At 73.7% G+C, this 21,577-nt stretch carries 18 protein-coding genes and 1 pseudogene; 9 read left to right on the forward strand and 10 right to left on the reverse strand.

What is annotated here, in order from left to right; genetic code table 11:
* The first annotated feature begins 104 nt into the window (after window positions 1–104).
* Entirely contained in the window at window positions 105–497 is a 393-nt protein-coding gene (locus tag IF73_RS0127985) for a hypothetical protein (RefSeq protein ID WP_031012945.1), read from the forward strand.
* A gap of 387 nt (window positions 498–884) precedes the next feature.
* Here the strand turns inward: IF73_RS0127985 and IF73_RS0127990 are convergent.
* The 4 genes and pseudogenes from IF73_RS0127990 to IF73_RS0128005 form a co-directional block, all read right to left on the reverse strand.
* Window positions 885–1,181 (reverse strand): annotated as a pseudogene (locus IF73_RS0127990) (MFS transporter); the annotation flags it as partial.
* A 143-nt stretch (window positions 1,182–1,324) separates the two neighbouring features.
* On the reverse strand, window positions 1,325–1,885 hold the full coding sequence (locus IF73_RS0127995) for a dihydrofolate reductase family protein (protein WP_031012947.1): 561 nt from the start codon (window positions 1,883–1,885) through the stop codon (window positions 1,325–1,327).
* Window positions 1,886–2,035: 150 nt separating this feature from the next.
* On the reverse strand, window positions 2,036–2,824 hold the full coding sequence (locus IF73_RS0128000) for a hypothetical protein (RefSeq protein WP_078868293.1): 789 nt from the start codon (window positions 2,822–2,824) through the stop codon (window positions 2,036–2,038).
* 108 nt (window positions 2,825–2,932) lie between these two features.
* Window positions 2,933–3,295: a hypothetical protein gene (locus tag IF73_RS0128005; protein ID WP_031012949.1), complete on the reverse strand. Its 363-nt coding sequence runs from the start codon at window positions 3,293–3,295 to the stop codon at window positions 2,933–2,935.
* Between the two features lie 288 nt (window positions 3,296–3,583).
* On the opposite strand from IF73_RS0128005, the gene IF73_RS0128010 reads away from it, so the two are divergent.
* On the forward strand, window positions 3,584–3,982 hold the full coding sequence (locus IF73_RS0128010; RefSeq protein ID WP_158822165.1) for a hypothetical protein: 399 nt from the start codon (window positions 3,584–3,586) through the stop codon (window positions 3,980–3,982).
* A gap of 71 nt (window positions 3,983–4,053) precedes the next feature.
* Here IF73_RS0128010 and IF73_RS0128015 read toward each other — a convergent pair whose 3' ends face one another.
* Together IF73_RS0128015 and amrS are read right to left on the reverse strand one after the other, a co-directional pair.
* On the reverse strand, window positions 4,054–5,622 hold the full coding sequence (locus IF73_RS0128015; protein ID WP_031012952.1) for a radical SAM/SPASM domain-containing protein: 1,569 nt from the start codon (window positions 5,620–5,622) through the stop codon (window positions 4,054–4,056).
* Window positions 5,619–7,052 carry an AmmeMemoRadiSam system radical SAM enzyme gene (amrS, locus tag IF73_RS0128020; protein WP_031012959.1) on the reverse strand — a complete coding sequence of 478 codons (1,434 nt, stop codon included), beginning with the start codon at window positions 7,050–7,052 and terminating at the stop codon, window positions 5,619–5,621. The genes IF73_RS0128015 and amrS overlap by 4 nt, the downstream gene beginning before the upstream one ends.
* Window positions 7,053–7,419: 367 nt before the next feature.
* Here amrS and IF73_RS41620 point away from each other — a divergent pair, with 367 nt between their 5' ends.
* The gene (locus IF73_RS41620; protein WP_063833489.1) at window positions 7,420–9,213 is read left to right on the forward strand and encodes a GNAT family N-acetyltransferase; all 1,794 of its coding nucleotides are present in this window, start codon (window positions 7,420–7,422) and stop codon (window positions 9,211–9,213) included.
* A gap of 7 nt (window positions 9,214–9,220) precedes the next feature.
* On the opposite strand, the gene IF73_RS0128030 is transcribed toward IF73_RS41620, so the two are convergent.
* Complete coding sequence (locus IF73_RS0128030) at window positions 9,221–11,284, reverse strand: AMP-binding protein (RefSeq protein ID WP_031012963.1); 2,064 nt, start codon at window positions 11,282–11,284, stop codon at window positions 9,221–9,223.
* A gap of 41 nt (window positions 11,285–11,325) precedes the next feature.
* Window positions 11,326–12,312, reverse strand: coding sequence for a GlxA family transcriptional regulator (locus IF73_RS0128035; RefSeq protein ID WP_031012964.1), 987 nt, complete (start codon window positions 12,310–12,312; stop codon window positions 11,326–11,328).
* Between the two features lie 111 nt (window positions 12,313–12,423).
* On the opposite strand from IF73_RS0128035, the gene IF73_RS0128040 reads away from it, so the two are divergent.
* The 3 genes from IF73_RS0128040 (at window position 12,424) to IF73_RS0128050 (ending at window position 14,830) form a co-directional block, all read left to right on the forward strand.
* The gene (locus IF73_RS0128040) at window positions 12,424–13,266 is read left to right on the forward strand and encodes a dienelactone hydrolase family protein (RefSeq protein ID WP_031012966.1); all 843 of its coding nucleotides are present in this window, start codon (window positions 12,424–12,426) and stop codon (window positions 13,264–13,266) included.
* 140 nt (window positions 13,267–13,406) lie between these two features.
* On the forward strand, window positions 13,407–14,600 hold the full coding sequence (locus tag IF73_RS0128045; RefSeq protein ID WP_031012968.1) for a cytochrome P450: 1,194 nt from the start codon (window positions 13,407–13,409) through the stop codon (window positions 14,598–14,600).
* Between the two features lie 14 nt (window positions 14,601–14,614).
* Entirely contained in the window at window positions 14,615–14,830 is a 216-nt protein-coding gene (locus tag IF73_RS0128050) for a ferredoxin (protein WP_031012970.1), read from the forward strand.
* 62 nt (window positions 14,831–14,892) lie between these two features.
* Here IF73_RS0128050 and IF73_RS0128055 read toward each other — a convergent pair whose 3' ends face one another.
* The gene (locus IF73_RS0128055; RefSeq protein ID WP_031012972.1) at window positions 14,893–15,774 is read right to left on the reverse strand and encodes a diacylglycerol kinase family protein; all 882 of its coding nucleotides are present in this window, start codon (window positions 15,772–15,774) and stop codon (window positions 14,893–14,895) included.
* Window positions 15,775–15,805: 31 nt separating this feature from the next.
* Window positions 15,806–17,401, reverse strand: a complete 1,596-nt coding sequence (locus IF73_RS0128060; RefSeq protein WP_031012974.1) for an FAD-binding oxidoreductase — start codon at window positions 17,399–17,401, stop codon at window positions 15,806–15,808.
* A 74-nt stretch (window positions 17,402–17,475) separates the two neighbouring features.
* Here IF73_RS0128060 and IF73_RS0128065 point away from each other — a divergent pair, with 74 nt between their 5' ends.
* The 3 genes from IF73_RS0128065 to IF73_RS0128075 all read left to right on the forward strand — a co-directional run bounded on the left by IF73_RS0128065 (window position 17,476) and on the right by IF73_RS0128075 (window position 21,576).
* Window positions 17,476–18,075, forward strand: coding sequence for a TetR/AcrR family transcriptional regulator (locus IF73_RS0128065; protein WP_078868294.1), 600 nt, complete (start codon window positions 17,476–17,478; stop codon window positions 18,073–18,075).
* Window positions 18,072–19,655 (forward strand): glycerol-3-phosphate dehydrogenase/oxidase, encoded by a 1,584-nt coding sequence (locus IF73_RS0128070; RefSeq protein ID WP_031012977.1) that lies wholly within the window; start codon window positions 18,072–18,074, stop codon window positions 19,653–19,655. Before IF73_RS0128065 ends, IF73_RS0128070 begins: the two co-directional genes overlap by 4 nt.
* A gap of 133 nt (window positions 19,656–19,788) precedes the next feature.
* Entirely contained in the window at window positions 19,789–21,576 is a 1,788-nt protein-coding gene (locus tag IF73_RS0128075; protein WP_199806728.1) for an alpha/beta hydrolase, read from the forward strand.
* Window position 21,577 lies beyond the last annotated feature (1 nt).

The following is a 21,577-nucleotide window of genomic DNA, read 5'->3' on the forward strand; positions in this document are numbered from 1 at the left end:
CGTGCGCTCCCTCGATGCCGTCTGCGGGAACTCCGGTGCGTTTTCGGGGTCCGGGGGCGGCGTCCGGCAGACCGGGGCGGGCACCGGACTCGTATGATCTCGCGGTGAGGGTCTGGACGGAGCAACCTGGTCAGGCGGACGTCGAAGCCGTCGTGCGGTGCTACTTCGGTCTGCTCCGGGCCGGGAGGATCCCTGAGGCCGAGCAGCTCATCGATCACGGCTCGGTCCGTCATGTGCTCAGGTCGCTGTGGACCGGGTCCGTCGGAGCGAGCGCCGAGGGGGACGAGGCGAGTCGAAGCGCTGCTGCCGGCGGGTGGGAGCAGGAGCTGTCCTGGCTCGGCGAACTCGGTCTCGCGGACTTCCACTGGGGCGACTCCGGCAGCCACCTCTACGTCGAGATCGCCTACCGCACGCAGATCATCGAAGTCGCGTTGAGCTTCTGGGTCAAGCCGGTCGACGGCGGGTGGGTCGTCGCGGGACCGGGCACCCTCTGGTAGGACGAGCGCGACGGCTGCGCCTGGTTACTCTGGCGCTCCTGGGAGTCGGGGAGGCGCGGGTTCGGTGAGACGGAAGACGCCGCAGGAGAAGAAGCGGCTGAGTTACGTCAAGGATCGCCGGAACAACTACGGCGAGAACGACAAGAGTTCACGGAAGAGCATCCGTCGGAACAAGCGTTCTCCGAACAGTGCCAACCGTCGGCGTGCGCAGGCCGCGCTGACGGCGCTTCTGGGGGCGCCTGACGAAGTCCGTGCCGATGCCGTCGAGCAGCGGATGAACGGTCGGCGGCCGAAGCGGTGGCGGAAGTTTCCCGACGTGCCTTTGGGTGTCGTCGTCGAAGGTGCCCTTCAGCGCCGTGTCGAGCGGGGTGCCGGTCAGGGGCGGGCGGCGGTCGGCAGCCGTGCCGCGAGGAGCACGCCGCAGGAGGGGGCCGTGGCGGCGGCGAGGCTGGAGACCACCAGTGCGGCGAGGAGTGCGGTGAGGACGTGACGTCGCGGCACCGTCCTCACCGCGTGCGCGAGCGGGACGGACGCGACGGCCACCGTCACTCCGTGGCCGGTGACCAGAAGGCCGACCGCCGCCCCGGAGACCCGCAGGCCGTCGGAGATGCCGTCGAGGAGGCCGATGGGCAGGTTCTCCGCGGTGTCGAACGGGAACGCGGCCGGCGTCAGGGCCGCGAGCACCGCCGCGGCACGCCAGGGCGCCGGGCGTCGTACGGCCGTGTGCCCGTCTCCCGCTCGCGTTCCCCGCGCCCTTTCCGTCGCACCGTCCATGGGGCCGGCTCGTCAGGCGCGGGGGTGTCGTCGCAAAGCCGTATGTCGTGCCGTCAGCGCGCCACGCGGTAGCGGACGTACAGCACCCGTCCTTCGTAGGTGCGGGTGTCGACGAGTTCGAGGTCCACCCGGCGTTCGTCCCTCGGGAAGAAGGGGATGCCGCCGCCCACGAGGATCGGGTGGACCCGCGCCCGGTACTCGTCGATCAGGCCCAGGGCGGCCGCCTCGGCGGCGAGCGTGGCGCCGCCGATCGCGATGTCGCCCTCCCCCGGCTCGGCCCGCAGGCGCGCGATCTCCTCCGCCAGACCGCCGGAGGCCAGGCGGGCGTTGCCCTGGACCGTCGTCAGCGTCCGGGAGAAGACGACCTTGGGGAGGGGGTTCCAGAGCTCGGCCCATGCGCGCTCGGAGTCGTCGAAGGTCGACGGGTCGGTGGTCTCCCAGTACAGCATCGTCTCGTAGAGCCGTCGGCCCATGAGGTGGACGTCGACCTCGCGGATCTCGTCGATGAAGGACCGGAAGACCTCGTCGCCGGGTTCCGTCCAGGCGAAGTCGCCGTCGGGTCCCACGATGTAGCCGTCCAGTGAGACGCCCATGGAGTAGGTGACGTTACGCATCGGGTGAGGACCACCTCGGGTATCGGCTCGTCGGTGCTCGGTGCTCGGTGCTCGGTGCTCGGTGCTCGGTGCGCCCCTGGGGCACACCACTCCACGTAACCACACCTTCGGGAGATCCCGGGCGCCCTCGCCCGCCGTGTTCCTCCGTGGTCAGTACCGGTGGTCGGGCATGTGGGGGTCCTCCCAGCGGGCCGGGCCGGTCAGGCCGAGGAGTCGTACGCGGTGCAGGAGGTCCTCCGGTGCGCCGTGGGCGCGGAGTCGGGCGGGCGCGTGGCGTACCAGCCAGGTGGTCAGTTCGGCGTACCACTCCTCCTCGTCCTCCCAGGTGCTCCAGGGCAGTCGGTCGGCGAGCAGGTCGTGGTCCCAGTGGTCGATCGCCTCGGCCAGGTGCCGGGTCGCCTCGGGGGTGGGCGTCGCCTCCCAGGCGGCCAGCCACGGGGCCATGGTGCCCGTGGCTTCCGCCGTCAGGACCAGGAGCTGGTGGGCAGGGACGGTGGGAGCCGGGGTGGTGAGCGTGTGCGTCCACCAGGCGTGCAGGAACTCCTCCACCGCGGCCGTCTGCTCGGCGGGCCACGCGCGCCAGCCCGACATGGCGAAGGCGCGGCCCACGCCCTCCAGGTCGGGGCCGGTGCTGCCGCTGACGAGGGCCGCGGCCAGCTGGGGCAGGATCCGGCGCAGGACGGATCCCCGGTACGTCCAGTCGGTGGCCTCCCAGGTGCGCCGCAGGAGGTCCGCGTCCAGCTCCACGTCGGCCGTCTTGAGCCGGGCGAGCTCTTCCGCGCTGCCCCAGTGGCAGGGGCAGTTGTACTCGTCGGGGTGCGCGGTCATGCCGCGGAAGGTGTCGGACAGGCCGCTCAGGGCCTCGTCCAGCCGATGGGCCGTCGAGGGCGGGCGCGGGGGCGTGGGGCGGTGATCGGTGGGGCCGGGCTGACGGGGCATGGCGTTCGCCTTCGGGGCTCCGGGGCTTTCGCCGGCCGAAGGTCGCCAATCTACCGCCGGGCACACCGAAGGGCCGCCCCCTTTCTCTCGGGGCGGCCCCTGGTGCGTCTACTTGACGGCCGTGGGCGCGTCGAAGCGGACCGAGCGGAGTTCCAGGGTGTCCTTGGCGGGCTTGCCGTGGGCCTTGAGGCGCCACTCGGGGCCCTCGCAGTTCGCGCCGACGTAGACGGTCACGGCGGTGTCGGTGTCGTTGTGCGGGCCGTAGCCGGGGAGTTCGTCGTCCTCGCCGACGGCGTGGAGGTTGATGCACTTGCCGCTGTGCGGGTCGTTCAGGGTGACGGTGTTCTCCTGACCGAAGCCGTCGACGTACTTGTAGTGGAACTCGCCCTGTGCGGCCTGGGCCGAGCCGGCCGTCGACAGGACGAGGGCGAGGGCGCCGAGCGACGCGCCGAGGGTGCTGCGCAGCTTCATAGCGGGGTGGTCCCTTCGAAAGATGATCAAGGAAGCAGGGGTCACCTTACGAAGCCAGGCGGGAGGCGAATCGATCCACCGAAGGGGCCGCGGTGGCGTGTTGGCGCAGCGTCACCCGTTCGGACGTATCAGGGTGGCGCGCGGTGCCGCTTCCGGGTCGGCCACGCCCCCCGCGCCCTCGGTTCGGCCATGACGGACGGCCCCATCGCCGTCCATATGAGCGGCGGGGTGGGGGTTTCCGCGTGTCGTCGCGAGCAAGATCCGCTGGAGAAACGTATCTCTCATTCCATGACCCATGACATGGAACACTCGCTGTACGCACACCTGCGCGAACGCTTCGGCGACGAGGCCGGGTGGCCGGAGGCGACCGTGCTGATCGTCCCCTATCTGCGGATCGTCGTGGACGCGCTGGGGCCGGAGGACGCCGTGACGTTCCTGACGGCGGTGCGGGGGGCGCTGGACGAGGAGACCGCCCGGGCAGGAACGATTCACCTGGGGTTCGGCGCGCACCTCTGGTCCCGGCTCGACGACGTCTCCTGGGACGGCTCGCCGGCCAGGGCCTCGGCGTGGGAGGCGGTGCTTGCCATGCACCGGCTGGCGACGCTCATGCCGTCCGCCTGCCTGGCGGAGCTCGTCGACGTCGGTCTGCGATCCTGCCGGACGCTGCGCGTCCCCGTCGGCCGGTAGCCGCGCGCCCCCTGCCGCCGGAGGAGTGGGGTGCCTCCAGCGGCAGGGTGTGTCCCCCGCGAGGTCCCCGGTCAGCAGAGGACGTGGAAGGGCGCGTAGTCGGAGGTGGAGTCGGAGCCGGAGGCCGTGTCGGGGACGGCGGGTCTGGTGTTCGGCAGGACGGGGCGGCCGCAGGAGACGAAGAGGTCGTCGTAGCGGGTCCGGGAGCGGGTCCGGTACGCGGGCGTGGACCGGGCCAGCATCGTGATCACCTCCTCCGCCAGCATCACCTGGTACCGGCACGACTCCTCGTTGAGGACGTTGAGGTCTCCGGTCGCGACGTGGTTCTCCTGGCGGCAGCCCCCGCCGCACAGGTAGCGGGCCCAGCAGCCGCCGCACACGGGGTGCTGGTCGACGGTGCGCCGCCATTCGGGGTGGGCGCGGGTGAGGCCGTGCTCGCCGGTCCCCACGTCGAAGCTCTCGTCCCCGACGAGGCGGTGGCACGGGCTGATGCTGCCGTCGGGCGAGTGCGTGTAGTAGGTGCGGCCGCCGGAGCAGAAGGCGAGGGCCGCCGCGCCCTCGGTGATCATCTGCACGGTCCTCTCGTACTCCAGCACCCCCTTGAAGCGGTTACCGGCGTCGAACAGCTTCGGGTAGTGGGCGAGGAAGTCCTTGAACTGTTCGACGATGCCGGGCTGGAGGAAGTGGTTGATGTACTGGACTCCCCCCTGCGGCTCGGACAGCGTGCGGTCGCCGAGGGTGAGGGCGACGGGGACGGTCGTGCCCGTGCGGACCGGGTAGACGCCCGGGTAGATCTGGAAGTGGTCGAAGAGGTCGAGCCGCCAGAGGTCGAGCACGTTCTCCTTGAGGGTGGGTTCGGCCGTGGCGATCGTCATCCGCGCGACGAGCGTCACGGCGTCGCCGCACTCCTCCCGCAGCCGGCGGACGTTGCGGACGATCCTGTCGTACGAGCCCTTGCCGTTCTTCGAGGGGCGGTTGGCGTCCTGCACCTGACGCCCGCCGTCGATCGAGACCGACACGATGAAGCGGTGGTCCCGGAAGAGCTCCACGGTGCCGGGGGGCAGGAGGGTGAGGTTGGTGGAGACGCGGTGCAGGAACCGCGTGCCGTCCCGTTCCGTGATCTCACGGGCGCGGGCGCAGATCCGCTGGATGACGGGCAGGTTCGCCAGCGGCTCGCCGCCGAAGAACTCGAAGCGGACGCGCTGGTCCGGGGCCGCGTGGGTCTCGATGAAGTCGAAGATCCAGGCGACGGAGTGCTCCCCCATCGCCTCGGTGATGCGGCCGTAGTCGCCGCCCTCGGCGAAGCAGTAGGTGCAGGCGAGGTTGCAGACGTTGGTGAGGTTGACGTTGACCGCGAAGTCGGCGCCGTCGGACGGCGTGCTCTCCGCCAGCAGGGTCCGGTGGGTGTCGTCGCCGACGCCGGCGGTCGCCCGCAGCCGGTCCCACGCCCGCCGCTCGGGCGGCAGGAGGTGGTCGACACCGGCTGCCAGGCGGCGGGCGGTGGCGGCCGGGGCGAGCAGCAGCCGGTGGTTGCCGCTGATCAGGACGGCGGCGGTGTCCTCGCCGTCGCCGAGGGGGAGGACGCGGTAGTCCGTGCCGTGCCTCAGGGGCGGTTCCCGGTGGCGGTCGGGGGCGGTCACGGGCGCGTACCCGGGCGGAAGAGGGGCAGCGGCGAGACGTCGCCGTCGAGCGTGCCCTCGGTCGCCTCCACCGTGGGGAAGTGGGCCCGGTCGAAGACCTGGTGGAGGCTGGACGCGCAGTCGCGCGGGACGGCGACCTGCACTCCGGTCTCGCCGGGCGTGCTCTTGGCCGCGATGCAGCGGAAGCTCTCGTGCGGCGCGAGGTCGACGGCCTCCCACGCCGGGTCGGCAGTGGCGTCGCCGTAGCGGCGGGAGTAGGCCCTGACCGGGGCTGCGGAGGTGTTGCGCAGCTGGACGTGGACGGCGCGTACGTCTCCGTGCCAGTCGAAGGCGGCGACGGACAGGTCCTCCCCCGACGGCAGGTCCCTCACCCGTTCGCGGGGCCGGGCGTCCGGGAGCAGGGTGATGCCGGAGTGGCCGCCGCAGCCGGTGCAGCGGGCCTTCGCGTCCACCCCGACGAGCTCGGCGTCGAGTCCGTAGCGCGTGACCTGGAGCCGTCCGCAGTCGCCGCAGCGGGTGTCGGTGGAGGGGGTGTCGTAGACGTTGCCGAGGTAGACGTGGCGGAGGCCCATGGCGAGGGCGGCGCTGCGGGCCCTCTCCAGGCGGTCGACGGGGGTGCGGACGGTGTGGGTCATCTTGTAGTCGGGGTGGAAGCGCACGAAGTGCGTCGGTACGTCGGGGCTGAGGCGCTCGCCGACGAAGGTGGCCATGTCGCGGGCGGTCTTCTCGTCGTCGCTGAGGTCGGTGACCATGAGGGTGGACACCTCGACGTGCTTGCCGGCCCGGAACACCCGCTCCGTCCCTTCGAGGACGGGCTCCAGCCAACCCTTGGTGATCCTGCGGTAGTACGCCGGGTCGAGGGACTTGATCGACACGGAGAAGATGTCGATGACCGGGAGGAGTTCCTCGATCGCCTCGGCGGTGATGAAGAACGCGGACTTGTAGAGGTTGACGATGCCGGCCGCCTTCGCGAGCGCGGCGGTCTCCAGGACGAACTCGTGCCAGACGACGGGGTCGTTGTAGGTCCAGGAGATCACGCCGATCCCGTGCCGGAGCGCGATGTCCACGACCTCCTCGGGCGTGTAGTGGTGGACGTCCTTGTCCTCCACGTAACGCGCCTGCGAGGTCTTCCAGTTGTGGCAGTAGTCGCAGTTGAGCATGCAGCCGACGTTGCCCATGGACAGGATCCGGGCGCCGGGCGCGTAGTGGAACACGGCCTCGGTCTCGATGGTCTCCTCGGTGGCGTGCACCGACCGGCCGTAGTTCAGGGTGACCAGCCGCCCGTCCCGGTTCGCCCGTACGCGGCAGAAGCCGTACCGGCCGGGGCGGATGCGGCAGTTCCTGGGGCTGAGGTGGCAGCGGACGACACCGTCGTCCAGGCGTTCTTCGAGGCGGGCGGGGCGGGGGTCGCTGTTCCAGGTGGTCTTCACGGACGGAGTCGCAGCCGGATTCGCCGTGGGGTGCGGTGTCGGCTTCGGTGTCGGGTTCGTGTCCTGGTTCGGGGTCCTGTTCGTCACGTGCTGTCCTTCCGAGAAGGAGGTGACCGGACGTACGCGGCGATCACGGCCGGGGATTCCTGGCATGATCCGCCCCAGGAATCCCCGTTATGCCGGGTGAGGATTGTTGAACATTCCGAGCCGCGCCTGGCGACGAGCATGACCGAGCGTTCTCGCCTCCGTCAAGAACCCGAACCGGATCGGGGGGTACGCGACACCGTGATTCCGGGTGCCGGCCGTGGGGGCCGGTGTCGGCGCGGGATGATGGCGGGAGGCGTGCGGTGAGGGAGGTCGGCGCGGGGTGGAGGTCAGGGACGGGCGGGCGGACGAGGCGGAGGCGCTGAGCGGGCTCGTGCTGCGGTCCAAGGCGTACTGGGGGTATGACGCCGCGTTTCTCGCGGCATGCGCTCCCGAGCTGCGGATACGGGCCGAGGACGTCACGGCCCGGCGGATCGTGGTCGCGCAGGACGAGCGGGGCGGGGTGCTGGGGGTCGCCTCGCTGGAGGGAGAGCCTCCGGCGGCGTCACTGGGGTTGCTGTTCGTGGAGCCGGCGGCCATCCGGTGCGGGGTGGGGCGGCTGCTGTACCGGGACGTGGTGCGGCGGGCGGCGGAGCTGGGCGTGGGCCGCCTGGTGATCGACGCGGATCCGCACGCGGCCGGGTTCTACCGGGCGATGGGGGCCGAGGCGCGGCAGGACGACGCGGCCGGGGCGCGGGGGCTGGTGCGGTTCGAGGTGGCGCCCGTACCGCCGCCGGAGTGGGCGCAGGCGTGGACGGGCAGTGTGCCGGCCGTCCACGTGGGCAACGTCGCCGATTTCAACGGGCAGTTCACTGAGGGCGGGGTGGACCGGGAGAGGGACGCCGCGGCGGATCACTACGCCTGTCTCGCCGCGTTCTACGGTCCGGACCCGGCGGCGCTGGTGCTGCCGCGTGTCGTGCCGCGCGGCTGGGTCGACCTGGTCGGACGCCAGTTGGGCTGGTCGGCGGTGGAGGTGTACGACGGACTGACGGGGCCGGCCGGCGGCGGGCTCGTCGACGCGCTGCGGAGGCGGCCCGCCCTCGTGGCGCGGCTGGCGGAGCGCGGGCTGCCGTGGGTGGCGTGGGGGCCAACGCGGGCGCTGGGCGAGGTGACGGGACGGGCGTTCGGCGAGCACGAGTTGCGGTACGAGTCGAAGTCCGCGGCGCACGCGCTGTTCGCCGGGATCCTCGCGGGGGGCGGTCATCCACGGGTCGTGCTGCCCGGCCAGTGGCGGGCACGGACCCGCCGGGAGGCGGTGCGGCTGCTGGCGGCCCGGGCGCGGTCCGGGGAGACCACCGTGCTGAAGTCCGAGCACGGCGTGGGCGGTTCCGGCACCGTGATCGTCACGCCCCGGCGGGTGCGGGACGCGGGCGGGGCGCGGGCCGTGCTGCGCGGGCTGCCGCGCGGGCCGCTGCTGGTGGAGGAGTACGTCCCGGGGCCGGAGCGGGCGACGGACGGTCCGCGTGACCTGACCTTCGACGGGTTCGTCGACGCCGGCGGCCGGGTGTTCGTGGTGGGCGGCGCGGTGATGGAGGTGCGGGACGGCTGTTACGCGGGTGCCACGGTGGGGCCCGCGGTGGTGCCCGCATGGGCGGAGGGGCCGCTGCTCGCGTTCGGGCGGGCGGTGGGGCGCGAGCTGGCGGACTCGGGGTACCGGGGCTGGTTCGACGTGGACTTCGTGGCCGACGGGTCGGGGCGGCTGGCGCCGACGGAGACGAACCTGCGGCTGACCGGCCCGTCGGTCGCGTTCATGGTGGCGGCCCGGCTCGACGCGCTGCGGGGCGCCGGGCACCTCGTACGGATCGTCGACCGTGTCGGGCTCGGGGCGCGCCTGCCCGAGCCCCAGTTCGACGACCTCTGCCAGGAACTCGCGGACGGGTGCGCCGCGTTGGGCGCCGTCTTCGTCCCGGCGATCCCGACCGGAGCCTTCGAACCCGCGCCCTGGCTGGGGTTCCTCGTGGCGGCGCGCGACGCGGAGGCCCTGGACGCGGCCGAGGCGGTGGTCAGGGCCGGGGCCCGGCGCGTCGGGACGGACTTCGCCGGGCTGGAGGGAGACGACGACGCGCCCCGCTGGTGATCGTCCGTCAGGCCGAGGCGGCGCCTCGGGTGTCCTCGGTGCCCTTCGGCCTGCTCAGGGCGTACAGGGCGACGACGCCGGCCGCGAGCATCAGGGGGACGTTGAAGGCGTAGACGAGCGCCGCCTGTCGGGGCCAGTCGTTCTTCGCCGCCAGGCGGTAGAAGTTGTCCTGCGGCCACCAGGCCATCAGGAGGTACGCCACCGCCACGTGCGCGAGCGAGGTGAGGCGCCGCCCCCGGCCGTGGCGCCGCATCGCCGGGCGCGCGAAGAGGAGGAACATCGCACCGGCGCCGAACGACAGCCACTCGAAGACGTACAGCAGGCCGAACAGAGCCGACCAGGGGGACGGCACCCCGGTGAGGTCGGTGGATCCGGGCCACAGGAGGTCCGTGAGGAGGACGGCGGCGAATCCGCACACCACCGTGCCCCCGACCACGCCGCACGACGCCGGCGCTTCGCCCGACGCGGTGGCTCCGGACTTCGCCGTCCGTGCCGGTACCCCGGGCCGCGCGGGGAGGGGAAGCGCCGAGCGGTCCTCCTGTCCGGCCCGGTTGCGCGGCAGGCGGCGAATGCGGACGACGGCCTGCGGCATGTCCGCCTCGGGAACCTTGCCCGCGAGGTGGGTCCGCAGCTCTTCGACGCCGGGCCGGACGGCGGTTGCCGACGGCGCGGAGGGCGGTGTCACGTAGGCGACCAGGCGACGCGCGCCGCGGGCCCCCCGCGTGCCCCGCGCGTCCGGCGTGCCGTCCACTCCGGTGACGATGACCGCGCCGACGCCCTCGTGGCCGCGGATCGCGGCCTCGACCGCGTACGGGTCGAGGGGGCGGCGGCCGGGCAGGGTGATGCGTTCGCGGATCCGGCCCGCGAACTCCAGGAGACCGTCTGCGCGGACCAGGCCGAGGTCGCCGGTGGGCATCGGCCCGCCGCCGCCCGGTGCGGTGAGGTGGATCTCGCCCGCGACCACCTCGGCGGCGCACCCGGGGAAGGGGACGCCGAGCAGTGTGTGGCCCTCGGGGAAGTCCAGCGGGCCGTGCAGGTGCGGGAGTTCCAGCCAGGTGCCCGTGCCGGCCGTCTCGGCGAGGCCGTAGACGTTGAGCACACGGGCGCCGGGTCGGAGCAGGCCGTGCAGGGCGGCGTGTTCGTCGAGGTGGAGGCGGTCCCCCGTCACGGCGAGCAGCCGCAGCGAGCGGAGGGCGGGATACGGGTCGTGGCGGGCCTGCGTGTCGCCGGGGCGCGGGGCGCGGGCGAGGAGTTCGGTGGCGCGGTCGGGTCCCGCGTACAGGACCGTGACCCGCTCGCTCTCGACGGCGGCCGGGAGGTCGTGGCCCGTCCCCGCCCTGCGGGGTGGGACGGCGGGCAGGACGAGGGTCCCGCCGGAGCACAGGGCGCGGGTCCATCCCGTGGCGAAGCCGGTGACGTCGGCGCCGGAGTCGATGAGATGGCGGTCGTCCCGGGTCACGCGCGTCACCTCGGCCCAGCTCTCGTAGGCGGCGAGCAGCAGGTCGTGGGTGACGGGCACGGCACGCGGTTCGGCGGCGGCGGTGAACACCCGGGCCGCGAGGGGGCCGGACGCCGGGAGGGCGTCGTCCGGCCGCGGCTCGGGCGCCGGGACGGTCTCCCCGTCGGTGTCCGCCACGGACTCCTCGTCGGTCTCCGTGTCCAGGAGGACGACCGGCGGGCCGTCGCCGGTGTCGAGGGCCGCTCGGTCGGCGGTCCGGGTGAGCAGGGCGAACGGTTCGACGGCGGCGAGCTGCCGGCGCCCGATGTGCGGGTGTTCCGCGTCGAGGACGGCGTACGCGCCGCCGGCCTTGAGGACGGCGAGGAGCGCGACGACGAGCGAGGTCCGGTCGGAGACGCCGACGGCGACGAGGCCGCCGGACGGCAGGCCGGAGGCGCGCAGGTGGCGGGCGAGCAGGGCGGCGCGCGCGTCGAGTCGCGCGTAGGTCAGGCGCCGGGGGCCGGTGACGAGGGCGTCGGCCCCGGGGGTGGTGCGGGCCCAGTGTTCGAAGCGATGCAGGACGGTGTCGGCGGTGGTCCCGGTGTGGCGACCGGAGTCGGATCGCTGCGTCATGGATCGATGATGACACCGACCACCCGCGGGGCCGACGGGTCTCAACGCCCTTTCTGGATAAGGCCCTTGCTGTTCCGGTACGCGCTCGGGCGGCGGCCGGTGTGGCGGACGAAGAGGGTGGTGAAGGTTCCGGGGTCGCGGTAGCCGACGTCGGCGGCGATGGCGGCGACGGTCCTGTCGGTGGTCTCCAGGAGGTGCCGGGCGCGGCGTACGCGCGCGGCCTGCAGGTGGGCGAGGGGGGTCCGGCCGGTCTCGGCGCCGAAGCGGCGGAGCAGGGTGCGGGTGCTGACGCCGAACTCCCGTGCCAGGGACGGGAGGTCGTAGCGGGCGGCGAGGTTCTGGTCGAGCCGGCGCATCACGCCGGCCGAGAAGGCGTGGCCCGTCGCCGGGAGGAGGTCCGGGTCGACGTAGGGGGTCTGGGTGGCGCGGGTGTCGTCGAGGAGGGCGACGCGTGCGGTGCCGCGGGCGATCCGGGGGCCGTCGTGGTCGCGGACGAGGCGCAGGGCGAAGTCGTACATGGCGCTGAAGGCGGCGGTGGTCGTCACTCCGCGGTCGGTCACCACCAGTTGCTCCTGGCGCATGCGGACGTCGGGGTAGCGGCGGGCGAAGCGGTCGGCGTACAGCCAGCTGGTGGTGGCCTCGCGGTCGCGGAGCAGGCCGGCCTCGGCGAGGAGGTAGGCGCCGACACAGATCGACACGACGGCGGTGCCCGTCTCCGCCTGGGCCCTGATGGCGGCGGTCTCGGGTGCGAGGTGGGCGAGGGTCGCGTCCAGGTCGAGGTCGGGTGCCAGTTCGAAGCCGGGCACGACGAGGACGTCGGCGGGGCGGACCGCCGAGACGTCGACGCGGGAGCCGCCGGAGGCGAGGACGCGCCGGCGGGGTGAGACCACGGAGGTCTCGTACGCGGCCTCAGCCCGCCCCTGGGCGGCGGCGACGTGCGCGGCCATGGTGAGGAGGTCGGGGACGCCGAAGACCTCGGAGGCGAAGCAGCCGGGGTAGGCGAGCACGCTCACCCTCAGGGGACTCATGCGGCGCCTCCGGCGGACGAGGGGGTGGGGCGGGTGCGGTGGCGGTATCGCCCGGAGAGTCGGCGATATCGCCGGTTCTCCGGGGATCCGGGGTCCCATCATCCTGCTCGCATGGGAAGCACACACAGGCAGGGCGACGATCCGCTGGACGACTTCGAGCGCAGGGTGGTCGAGGTGGAGGGGGTCGGCAAGCGGGTGTACGTGTCCGGGTCCGGGCCGGCGGTCGTGATCATGCCGGAGATGCCGGGGATCAGTCCGGACGTCGCCCGGTTCGCGCGGTGGGTCCGGGAGGCGGGGTTCTCGGTGTACCTCCCGTCGCTGTTCGGTGTCGACGGGGCCTATCCGCGGGCCGAGGCGGCGGAGACCGTCGTGCGGCGGGCGTGCGTCGCCGCCGAGTTCCGGGCGTTCGCCGGCGGCGGTACCAGTCCGGTGGTGTCCTGGCTGCGGGGACTGGCGCGGGTGGCGCACGCCGAGCGGGGCGGGCCGGGGGTCGGGGCGGTGGGGCTCTGCTTCACCGGGAACTTCGCGCTGTCGATGACGCTGGAGCCGGCGGTGGTCGCGCCGGTGGTCAACCATCCGTCGCTGCCGCTCCACGACCCCGCCGGGCTCGAACTGGGCGAGGAGGACGCCGCGGCGGTGGCGGAGCGGGTGCGGCGGGACGGGCTGAGGGTGCTCGCGTACCGGTTCGAGAACGACCGGTGGTGCACGGGGCAGCGGTTCGCCGCGTACCGGGCGCTCCTCGGTGACGCGTTCGACGGGCGGGTGCTGCCCGACGAGGCGGCGAACACCGATCCGCCGCCGTTCTTCCGCGAGGTCGTCGGGTGCGCGCACAGCGTCGTCACGGCCCATCTGGTCGATGCCGCCGGTCACCCCACGGTGCGCGCCCGGGACGAGATCATCGCCTTCCTCGCAGACCGGCTCGACGTGTCCCCGAACTCCACCATTGCAACGTGACGTTGCGTTCGAACCTGACCCATTGCACCAATTTTCTTTCTCTACCTGCGCGTTCTCCTTCACATGATTGACGAACCTCTGAACGCAACGTAGCTTTCGGGAATCGTCAACCATGTCATCGCGCGAGAAGAGGAACGGCCATGAGCGAATCCCTCCACACCGTCGCGGCGCTGCCGACGGAGCGTCGGCCCGGGTGCCCGTTCGACCCGCCGGCCGAGCTGGTCGACGCCCGCCGGCACGGGCCCATCGTCCGCCTCACCCACCCGGGCGGCATGCCCGGCTGGCTGATCACCGGTTACGACCTGGTGCGCTCGGTGCTGGCGGACCCCCGCTTCAGCTCGCGCAAGGACCTGCTGAACGTGGTCGACTTCGAGATTCCGCCGGCGCCGCCGGGCGAGTTCCTGCTCATGGACGACCCGGAGCACAGCCGCTACCGGAAGCCGCTGGTGGGCAGGTTCACCGTGCGGCGGATGCGGCTGCTCACCGAGCGGATCGAGCAGGTCACCGCCGAGTGCCTGGACGCCATGGCGGCGGCCGGCTCGTCGGCCGACCTGGTGACCGCCTTCGCCAAGCCGATCCCGACGATCGTGATCTGCGAGATCCTCGGCGTGCCGTACGAGGACCGCGCCTCCTTCCAGCAGCAGATCGACACGTTCATGGGCGGGGAGGTGAGCGACGAGGAGCTGATCGCGGCGTACACCGCGACGCAGGAGTACCTGGCGCAGCTGGTCGCCGCCAAGCGGGCGAACCCCACCGACGACGTGCTCAGCGAGCTCACGGACAGCGATCTGACCGACGAGGAGCTGAAGGGGATCAGCCTGATCCTGCTGGCCGCCGGCTTCGACACCACCGCGAACATGCTGGCGCTCGGCACCTTCGCGCTGCTGCGGCATCCGGAGCAGCTGGCGGCCCTGCGCGACGACCCCTCGCTCACCGACGGGGCGGTGGAGGAGCTGCTGCGGTACCTGAGCGTCGCCAAGACGTTCATGCGGACGGCGCTGGAGGACGTCGAGGTCGGCGGGCAGCTCGTCGAGGCGGGGACGACGGTCGTCCTCTCGTACAACACGGCCAACCGCGATCCGGAGCGGTTCGCCGACCCCGACGTGCTGGACGTCCGGCGCCCCTTCGACGGGCATCTGGCGTTCAGTCACGGCATCCACCAGTGCCTCGGCCAGCAGCTGGCGCGGATCGAGATGCGGGTGGCGTTCCGCGCGCTGCTCGACCGCTTCCCCTCGCTGCGGCTGGACGTGCCGGCGGAGGAGGTCCCGCTGCGCCCGGAGACGGCGGACATCTACGGGGTGAAGAGCCTCCCGGTCGCCTGGGACGAGAAGTGACGGGGGCGGCGGCGATGGGGCTGAGCGTCGACCGGGAGCGCTGCATCGGCGCGGGGATGTGCGCGATGACCGCGCCCGCGGTCTTCGACCAGGACCCGGACGACGGGCTCGTGGTGCTGCTGGACGCCGAGCCGGCCGCCGCGGACCGGGCGGCGGCGCGGATGGCGGCCGGCGTCTGCCCGGCCGGCGCGATCGCCTTCGCGGCCGGGCCGGAGTCCGGCGGCGCGTGAAGCGAGGGACGCCCCCGGTCCGCGCGGTGCGGGCCGGGGGCGCCTCGGCGACGGGATCCGGGTCAGGCCAGGACCCTGAGCGCGCCGGGGCGGACCCGGAGGGTGACCGGGAGGGTGGCGTCGACCTCGCCGTCCGCGCCGTACGGCAGGGGGCGGTCGGCCTCGACGCGTATCTCCTTGCCGCGCAGGATCTCGACCTGGGGGCGGTTCAGGTGCGCGCCGGTCTTCAGCTCGTTCATCATGGCGAAGAAGAGCCGCTTGGGGGCATCGCGGATCACCACCACGTCGAGCAGGCCGTCGTCGAGCCGGGCGCCGGGGGCGATGTTCCTGCCGAAGCCGTAGAAGCCGGAGTTGGCCGCGACCACCGTGTAGCCGGTGCGCTCGTGGCGGACGCCGTCGACGGTGATGCGGTAGGCGGCGGGCTTCCAGGCGAGGACCGCCCGCAGGCCGCCTGCGTAGTACGAGGCCGCGCCCCGCAGGATCCGCGAGGCGTTGGCGTGGCGGTTGGCGACCGCGTCGACGCCCGCGTACACGCTGCCCAGGACGCAGGTCCTGGCGTGGGTCGCGGACTCGACCTCGATGGTGTCGACGGCGCGCGGCTCGCCGCCGAGCAGGACGGCGGCGAGCCCCGGCGCGTCGGTGGGCAGTCCCAGGGCGCGGGCGAAGTCGTTGCCGCGGCCCGCGGGCACCAGGCCGAGCACCGTGTCGGTGCCGCTGAGCGCGCCGCCGATCCCGCCGGCCATGCCGTCGCCGCCGACGGCGAGGACGACGTGGCCCCGCTCCCCGGCCCGCAGGGCGAGTTCGCGGGCGTGCTCCAGGCTGCGGCTGTAGACGGTGTCGAGTCCGGCGCCCGCCTCCCGGAGCAGCCGGGCCAGCGGGAGCAGGCCGGCCGTGCCGCTGGAACCCCCTGCGGTGGGGTTGACGACGGCGGTGAAGTGGCGCATGGATCAGACCTCCGGGCGGCGGGAGAGGTGGTCAGCGGACGGGGACGAGGACTCCGGGGTTGAGCACGCCGGACGGGTCGATCTCGGCCTTGACGGCCTGGAGCATGCGGATGCCGAGCGGGCCGATCTCCCGGACGTACCCGTCGCGGTGGTCGGTGCCGACGCCGTGATGATGGCTGATGGTGCCGCCGGCCGCCAGGATGGCGTCGTTGGCCGCCCGCTTGGCCGGCTCCCAGTGGGCGACCGGGTCCTCGCCCTGCGCGGAGACGACGGTGAAGTAGAGGGAGGCGCCGTTCTCGTAGGTGTGCGAGATGTGGCACATGACGAGCGGCGGGGTGCCGGCCTCGGTGAGCGTGGTCGTGAGGGCGTCCCGGACGGCGGCGTAGAGGCCGGGGATCGCGGACCAGAAGGCGGCGGTCTCCAGCGTCTCGGCGAAGGCGCCGGCGTCGAGGAGGGAGTCGCGGAGGTAGGGCGCGTTGTAGCGGCCGTGCTCCCAGCGGTCGCCGGGCTCCTCGCCGAGGAACTCGCCGTCGCAGGCGAGCAGGACCTCACGGGCGGCGGCGCGGCGGGCGGCGGTCTCCTCCTCGGTGCCCTCGTAGCCGACGATCGCCATGCAGCCGGGGTTCGGCGGGAGTGCGGCGCTGCCGATGGCGTCCGGCTGCGCGAGGCCGACGAAGGTCTCCGACTCGTCGGAGAGCCGCAGCACCGTGGGGCGGGGACCGTCCTGGGCGAGGCGGCGCAGCGCCGCCGTGCCCGCCTCGAAGGATTCGAAGCGCCAGCCCTCGTAGATCCGCCGGGCCGGGAGGGGGCGGATGCGGACGGTGACCGCGGTGATCACGCCGAGGGCGCCCTCGGAGCCGAGGATCAGCTGGCGGAGGTCGGGTCCGGCGGCCGAGCGGGGGGCCCGGCCGGTCTCCAGGGTGCCTTCGGGGGTGGCGACGGTGAGGCCGAGGACCATCTCGTCGAAGCGGCCGTAGCCGGCGGACGCCTGGCCGCTGGAGCGGGCCGCGGCGAAGCCGCCGACGGAGGCCCATTCGAAGGACTGGGGGAAGTGGCCGAGCGTCCAGCCCCGGGCGTTGAGCAGTTCCTCGCAGCGGGGGCCGCGCAGGCCGGGCTGGAGGGTGGCGGTGCGGGAGACCTCGTCGACGGCGAGCAGCTGGTCCATGCGACGCAGGTCGAGGGCGACGACGGGCCGCTTGGTGGTGGGGGCGAGGCCGCCGACGACGGAGGTGCCGCCGCCGAAGGGCACGGCGGCGAGGCCGTGTTCGGCGCAGGCGCTCAGCACGGCGAGGACCTCGTCGTGTCCGGCCGGGAGCACGACGGCGGCGGGGATGTCGTCGACCTCGCCGGCGCGGATGCGGAGCAGGTCGGGGGTGGACTTGCCGCGGGTGTGCCGGATCCGGCTCTCTGCGTCGTCGCGGACGCCGTCCGGAGCGGCGACGGCCGTGCGCAGCGCGGCGCGGGCCTCGTCGGTGAGGGCCGGGGCGGGCGGTTCGATCGCGTCGAGGGCGGCGGGGCCGCCCTCGCGGGGCGTGACGCCGAGCAGGTCGCGCAGGAGGCCGGTGACCGCGTCGGGCAGGGGTGCCGCCTTGGCCGGGTCGCCCCAGCCGCTCCACAACATGTCCACTTCGAGAGGTTCCTCACGGTCTGTTTCACGGACGGCTCTGCCGCTCGGCCCGCACTGGCATTACACTGTGACAGATGACGCCCATTCGTCACAACCATGCAGACGGAGATCCCGTGCTCGACGCCGCACGCGACTGCGTGCTCGCCGTCGGCGTACGACGCACCACCCTCACCGACGTCGCCCGGCGCGCGGGGGTGTCCCGGATGACGCTCTACCGGCGCTGGCCCGACGTGCGCAGCCTGGTCGGCGACCTGATGACCCGTGAGTGGATCGGCGTCGCCGCCGGGGCGATGCCCCCGCCCGACGACGACCGGCCGGAGCGGGAGCGGATCGTCGAGGGGCTCGTCGCGGGCGCCGCCGCGTTCCGGGCGCACCCGCTCTTCCACAAGATCCTCGACGTGGACCCGGAGCTGCTGCTCCCCTACGTCCTCGACCGGCGGGGCGCCAGCCAGGACGCCCTCCTGGGCCTCCTCCACGGCGCGCTGGAGGACGGCCACGAGGACGGGTCCGTACGCCGGGTCCGGGCCGACCTCCAGGCCCGCTCGCTGCTGCTGGTCGTCCAGTCCTTCACGCTCTCGCTGCGCACCATGACCGACGAGAGCGATCCCGAACTGAGCGAAGCCGCCTTCCTCGACGAGCTGCGCACCCTGCTGGAGAGGACCCTCACCCCGTGAACCCCACGAGCGGCACCGCCCTGCCCGGTTCCTCGCTGAACGCCGAGCGCCGCCGGCGCGAACTGGAACGACTGGCCGACGGCACGGCCCACGGTGACCGGACCGTCGACGTCCTCGTCGTCGGGCTCGGCGCCACCGGAGCCGGAGCCGCGCTCGACGCGGCCACCCGGGGGCTCGACGTCGTCGCGATCGACGCCCACGACCTCGCGTTCGGAACCTCCCGCTGGAGCTCCAAGCTGATCCACGGCGGGCTGCGCTACCTCGCCTCGGGCCAGCTCGACGTCGCCCACGAGAGCGCCGTCGAGCGCGGCGTCCTCATGGAGCGCACCGCCCCCCACCTGGTCCGCGCCCAGCCCTTCGTGCTGCCCCTCACCCCGCTGGTCGGCCGCGCCCAGGCGGCCCTCGCCCAGGCCGGGTTCCTCGCGGGCGACCTGTTGCGGATCGGGGCCCGCACCTCGCGCGGCACGCTGCCCCGGCCGCGTGCCCTCTCCGCCGTCGAGACCCGCCACCTCGCCCCGGCCCTGCGCTCCACCGGCCTGCGCGGCGGACTGCTCTCCTGGGACGGCAGGCTCTCCGACGACGCCCGCCTCGTGACCGCGATCGCGCGCACCGCCGCGGCGTACGGCGCCCGGATCCTCACCCGCACGCGGGCCCTCGAACTCCACGGCGACGGGGCGGTGGTCCGCGACGAGACCACCGGCGAGACGCTGCGGATCCGCGCGCGCACGGTCGTCAACGCGACCGGCGTGTGGGCGGGCGGGCTCGTCGACGACGTCCGGCTGCGGCCCTCGCGCGGCACCCATCTGGTGCTGCGCGCCGAGGACCTGGGCCGGCTCTCGGCCGGCCTGCACATCCCGATCCCCGGCGAGACCAACCGCTTCGTGCTGGTCCTCCCCCAGGGCGACGGACGGGTGTACGTGGGTCTCACCGACGAGCCCCTCGACGGCGACGTCCCCGACGTGCCCGAGGTCCCCGAGACCGACATCGGCTTCCTCCTCGACGTGCTGGGCTCCGCGCTGGACGTCACCGTCCGGCGGTCCGACGTCGTCGGCGCCTTCGCGGGCCTGCGGCCGCTGCTCGACACCCGGGACGCGGCGGGCCGCACCGCCGACATCTCGCGCCGGCACGCGGTCCTCACCTCCCCCGACGGCGTCGTCACCGTCGTCGGCGGCAAGCTGACCACGTACCGGCGGATGGCGCAGGACGCCGTCGACGCCGCCGTGGCCGCCCGCGCCCTGGAGGCCGGACCGTGCCGCACCGCGTCCGTCCCGCTGGTCGGCGCCGCCGCCCCGCGCGTCCTCGCCGGACTCGACGTCCCGCCGCGGCTCGTGCACCGGTACGGCTCCGAGGCCCCGGCCGTCCACGCCCTCGGCCTCCACGACCCGGCGCTCGCCGAACCCGTGGTGCCCGGCCACCCCGTCACCGGCGCCGAACTGGTGTGGGCCGTCCGGCACGAGGGCGCCCTCGACGTCGCCGACGTCCTCGACCGCCGCACCCGAATCGGCCTGGTCCCGCAGGACCGCGCCGTCGCCGAGGAGGCGGCCCGCGCGGCACTCGCCGACGCCTCCTTGGCACGCTGATCCACGGGGGGATCCGCCACGGCGGCCGAGAGGGCGAGAGAGGGAGGTCGGAGCGGGCATGGAGCGGGGCGCCGGACGGGCCCGGGTGGCACGCCGGGATGCCCCTTGGGACCATGGCGGTCGGAGGACAGCCATGGCCCCTGACCCGCACGACTCCCCGTCGGCCGACTCCCCGCCGGACGACTCCCCGACGGCCGATCCCAGGCCGGACGGCTCCGGCTCCGCGACGGCCGATCCCGAGCCGGACGGGACCGCGCCGGACGGCGCCGCGGGCGCCGGGAAGCGTCGTCGGCCGTTCCGGCTCGACCTCACGCTTCCCGGCTGCTGGGGCGCGCTGCTGCTCGCCTGCCTCTCCTTCACACCGTCGCTGCTCCCCCGCGGCGGCTTCCTCCAGGGGCTGATCTGCGGCATCAGCGCGGCGATCGGGTACGGGCTCGGCGTGGTCGCGGCGTACGTCTGGCGGGCCTTCGCCGACCGGGAGGCGCGTCCCGCGTCGGTCCGGTCGTGGCAGGGCCTGGGCATCGCCGCGGTCGTGCTGTTCGGGCTCGCGTTCGGGTTCGGGCAGTACTGGCAGCACGAGATCCGCGCGCTCATGGGCGTCACGGAGTACAGCGTCCCCGCCGCCGTCGCCTGCCCGTTCGTCGCCGCCCTCGTCTTCTGGCTGCTGCTGACGGCCGGCCGGGGACTGCGATGGCTGTACCGGCGGGCCGCCGGGCTCCTTCGGCGTTGGATCGGCCCGCGCGCCGCCCGGGCGGTCGGCTGGATCGCCGTGGCGGCCCTGGCGTGGTCGGTGGTCAGCGGGGTGCTCCTCTCCGGTTTCGTGAACGCGGTCAACGAGGCGTTCTCGGTACGGGACGACGAGACGCCCGAGGGCGTGCACCAGCCCACGTCAGCCCTGCGCTCCGGCGGGCCCGGCTCGCTGGTGCCGTGGGACACCCTGGGCTACCAGGGGCGGGCCTTCACCGGCAGCGGTCCGACGGCGCGGGACATCGGCGCGTTCACCCACCGCTCCGCGCAGGAGCCTGTCCGGGCCTACGCCGGGCTCCAGACCGCCGACGACGCCGAGACCCGCGCGGAGCGGGCCGTCGCGGACCTGGAACGGGCCGGCGGCTTCGAGCGCGCGAACCTGCTCGTCATGACCACCACGGGCAGCGGCTGGGTCGATCCCGCCGCCGTGGACTCCTTCGAGTACCTCGGCGACGGCGACGCGGCGACCGTCGCGATGCAGTACTCGTACCTGCCGTCCTGGCTCTCCTACCTGGTGGACCAGTCCAAGGCCCGGGAGGCCGGCCGGGAGCTCTTCGACGCGGTCTACGACGTCTGGTCCAAGCTGCCCCAGGACGAGCGTCCGCGGCTCTTCGTCGCCGGCGAGAGCCTCGGCTCGTTCGGCGGGGAGACCGCGTTCAGCGGCGAGTACGACCTGCGCAACCGCACGGCCGGCACGGTCTTCGCCGGCCCGCCGAACTTCAACACCCTCTTCCGCGAGTTCAGCGACCACCGGGAACCGGGAAGCCCCGAGATCGAGCCCGTCTACAAGGACGGCCGGACCGTCAGGTTCACCGACGACCCGACCACCGGCATCACCCCGGCCGACCGGCCCTGGGACGGGACCCGGGTGCTGTACCTCATGCACCCGTCCGACCCGATCGTCTGGTGGAGCCCGGACCTGGCGTTCACGCAGCCCGACTGGATCGGCGAGGCCCCCGGCGGCGACGTGCTGGAGGAGATGGTCTGGATCCCGTTCGTGACCTTCTGGCAGGTCACCGCCGACCTGCCGTTCTCCACGGGCGTCCCCGACGGGCACGGGCACACGTACAAGGCCGCGTACGTCGACGCCTGGAACGCGGTCATGCGGCCGGCGGACGTCACCCCGCAGGACCTGGAACGGCTCCGCGAGGTCATCCGGCCGCCGGAGGAGTGAC

The sequence above is a fragment of the Streptomyces sp. NRRL F-5727 genome (assembly GCF_000719555.1).
Lineage (GTDB): Bacteria > Actinomycetota > Actinomycetes > Streptomycetales > Streptomycetaceae > Streptomyces.

What these genes read in the sequence shown, in the direction of transcription:
- IF73_RS0127995 (WP_031012947.1), bottom strand. Translation starts at nt 1,885, where the DNA reads ATGCGTAACGTCACCTACTCCATGGGCGTCTCACTGGACGGCTACATC.
- IF73_RS0128000 (WP_078868293.1), bottom strand. Translation starts at nt 2,824, where the DNA reads ATGCCCCGTCAGCCCGGCCCCACCGATCACCGCCCCACGCCCCCGCGC.
- IF73_RS0128005 (WP_031012949.1), bottom strand. Translation starts at nt 3,295, where the DNA reads ATGAAGCTGCGCAGCACCCTCGGCGCGTCGCTCGGCGCCCTCGCCCTC.
- IF73_RS0128010 (WP_158822165.1), top strand. Translation starts at nt 3,584, where the DNA reads ATGACCCATGACATGGAACACTCGCTGTACGCACACCTGCGCGAACGC.
- IF73_RS0128030 (WP_031012963.1), bottom strand. Translation starts at nt 11,284, where the DNA reads ATGACGCAGCGATCCGACTCCGGTCGCCACACCGGGACCACCGCCGAC.
- IF73_RS0128035 (WP_031012964.1), bottom strand. Translation starts at nt 12,312, where the DNA reads ATGAGTCCCCTGAGGGTGAGCGTGCTCGCCTACCCCGGCTGCTTCGCC.
- IF73_RS0128040 (WP_031012966.1), top strand. Translation starts at nt 12,424, where the DNA reads ATGGGAAGCACACACAGGCAGGGCGACGATCCGCTGGACGACTTCGAG.
- IF73_RS0128045 (WP_031012968.1), top strand. Translation starts at nt 13,407, where the DNA reads ATGAGCGAATCCCTCCACACCGTCGCGGCGCTGCCGACGGAGCGTCGG.
- IF73_RS0128050 (WP_031012970.1), top strand. Translation starts at nt 14,615, where the DNA reads ATGGGGCTGAGCGTCGACCGGGAGCGCTGCATCGGCGCGGGGATGTGC.
- IF73_RS0128055 (WP_031012972.1), bottom strand. Translation starts at nt 15,774, where the DNA reads ATGCGCCACTTCACCGCCGTCGTCAACCCCACCGCAGGGGGTTCCAGC.
- IF73_RS0128065 (WP_078868294.1), top strand. Translation starts at nt 17,476, where the DNA reads ATGACGCCCATTCGTCACAACCATGCAGACGGAGATCCCGTGCTCGAC.
- IF73_RS0128075 (WP_199806728.1), top strand. Translation starts at nt 19,789, where the DNA reads ATGGCCCCTGACCCGCACGACTCCCCGTCGGCCGACTCCCCGCCGGAC.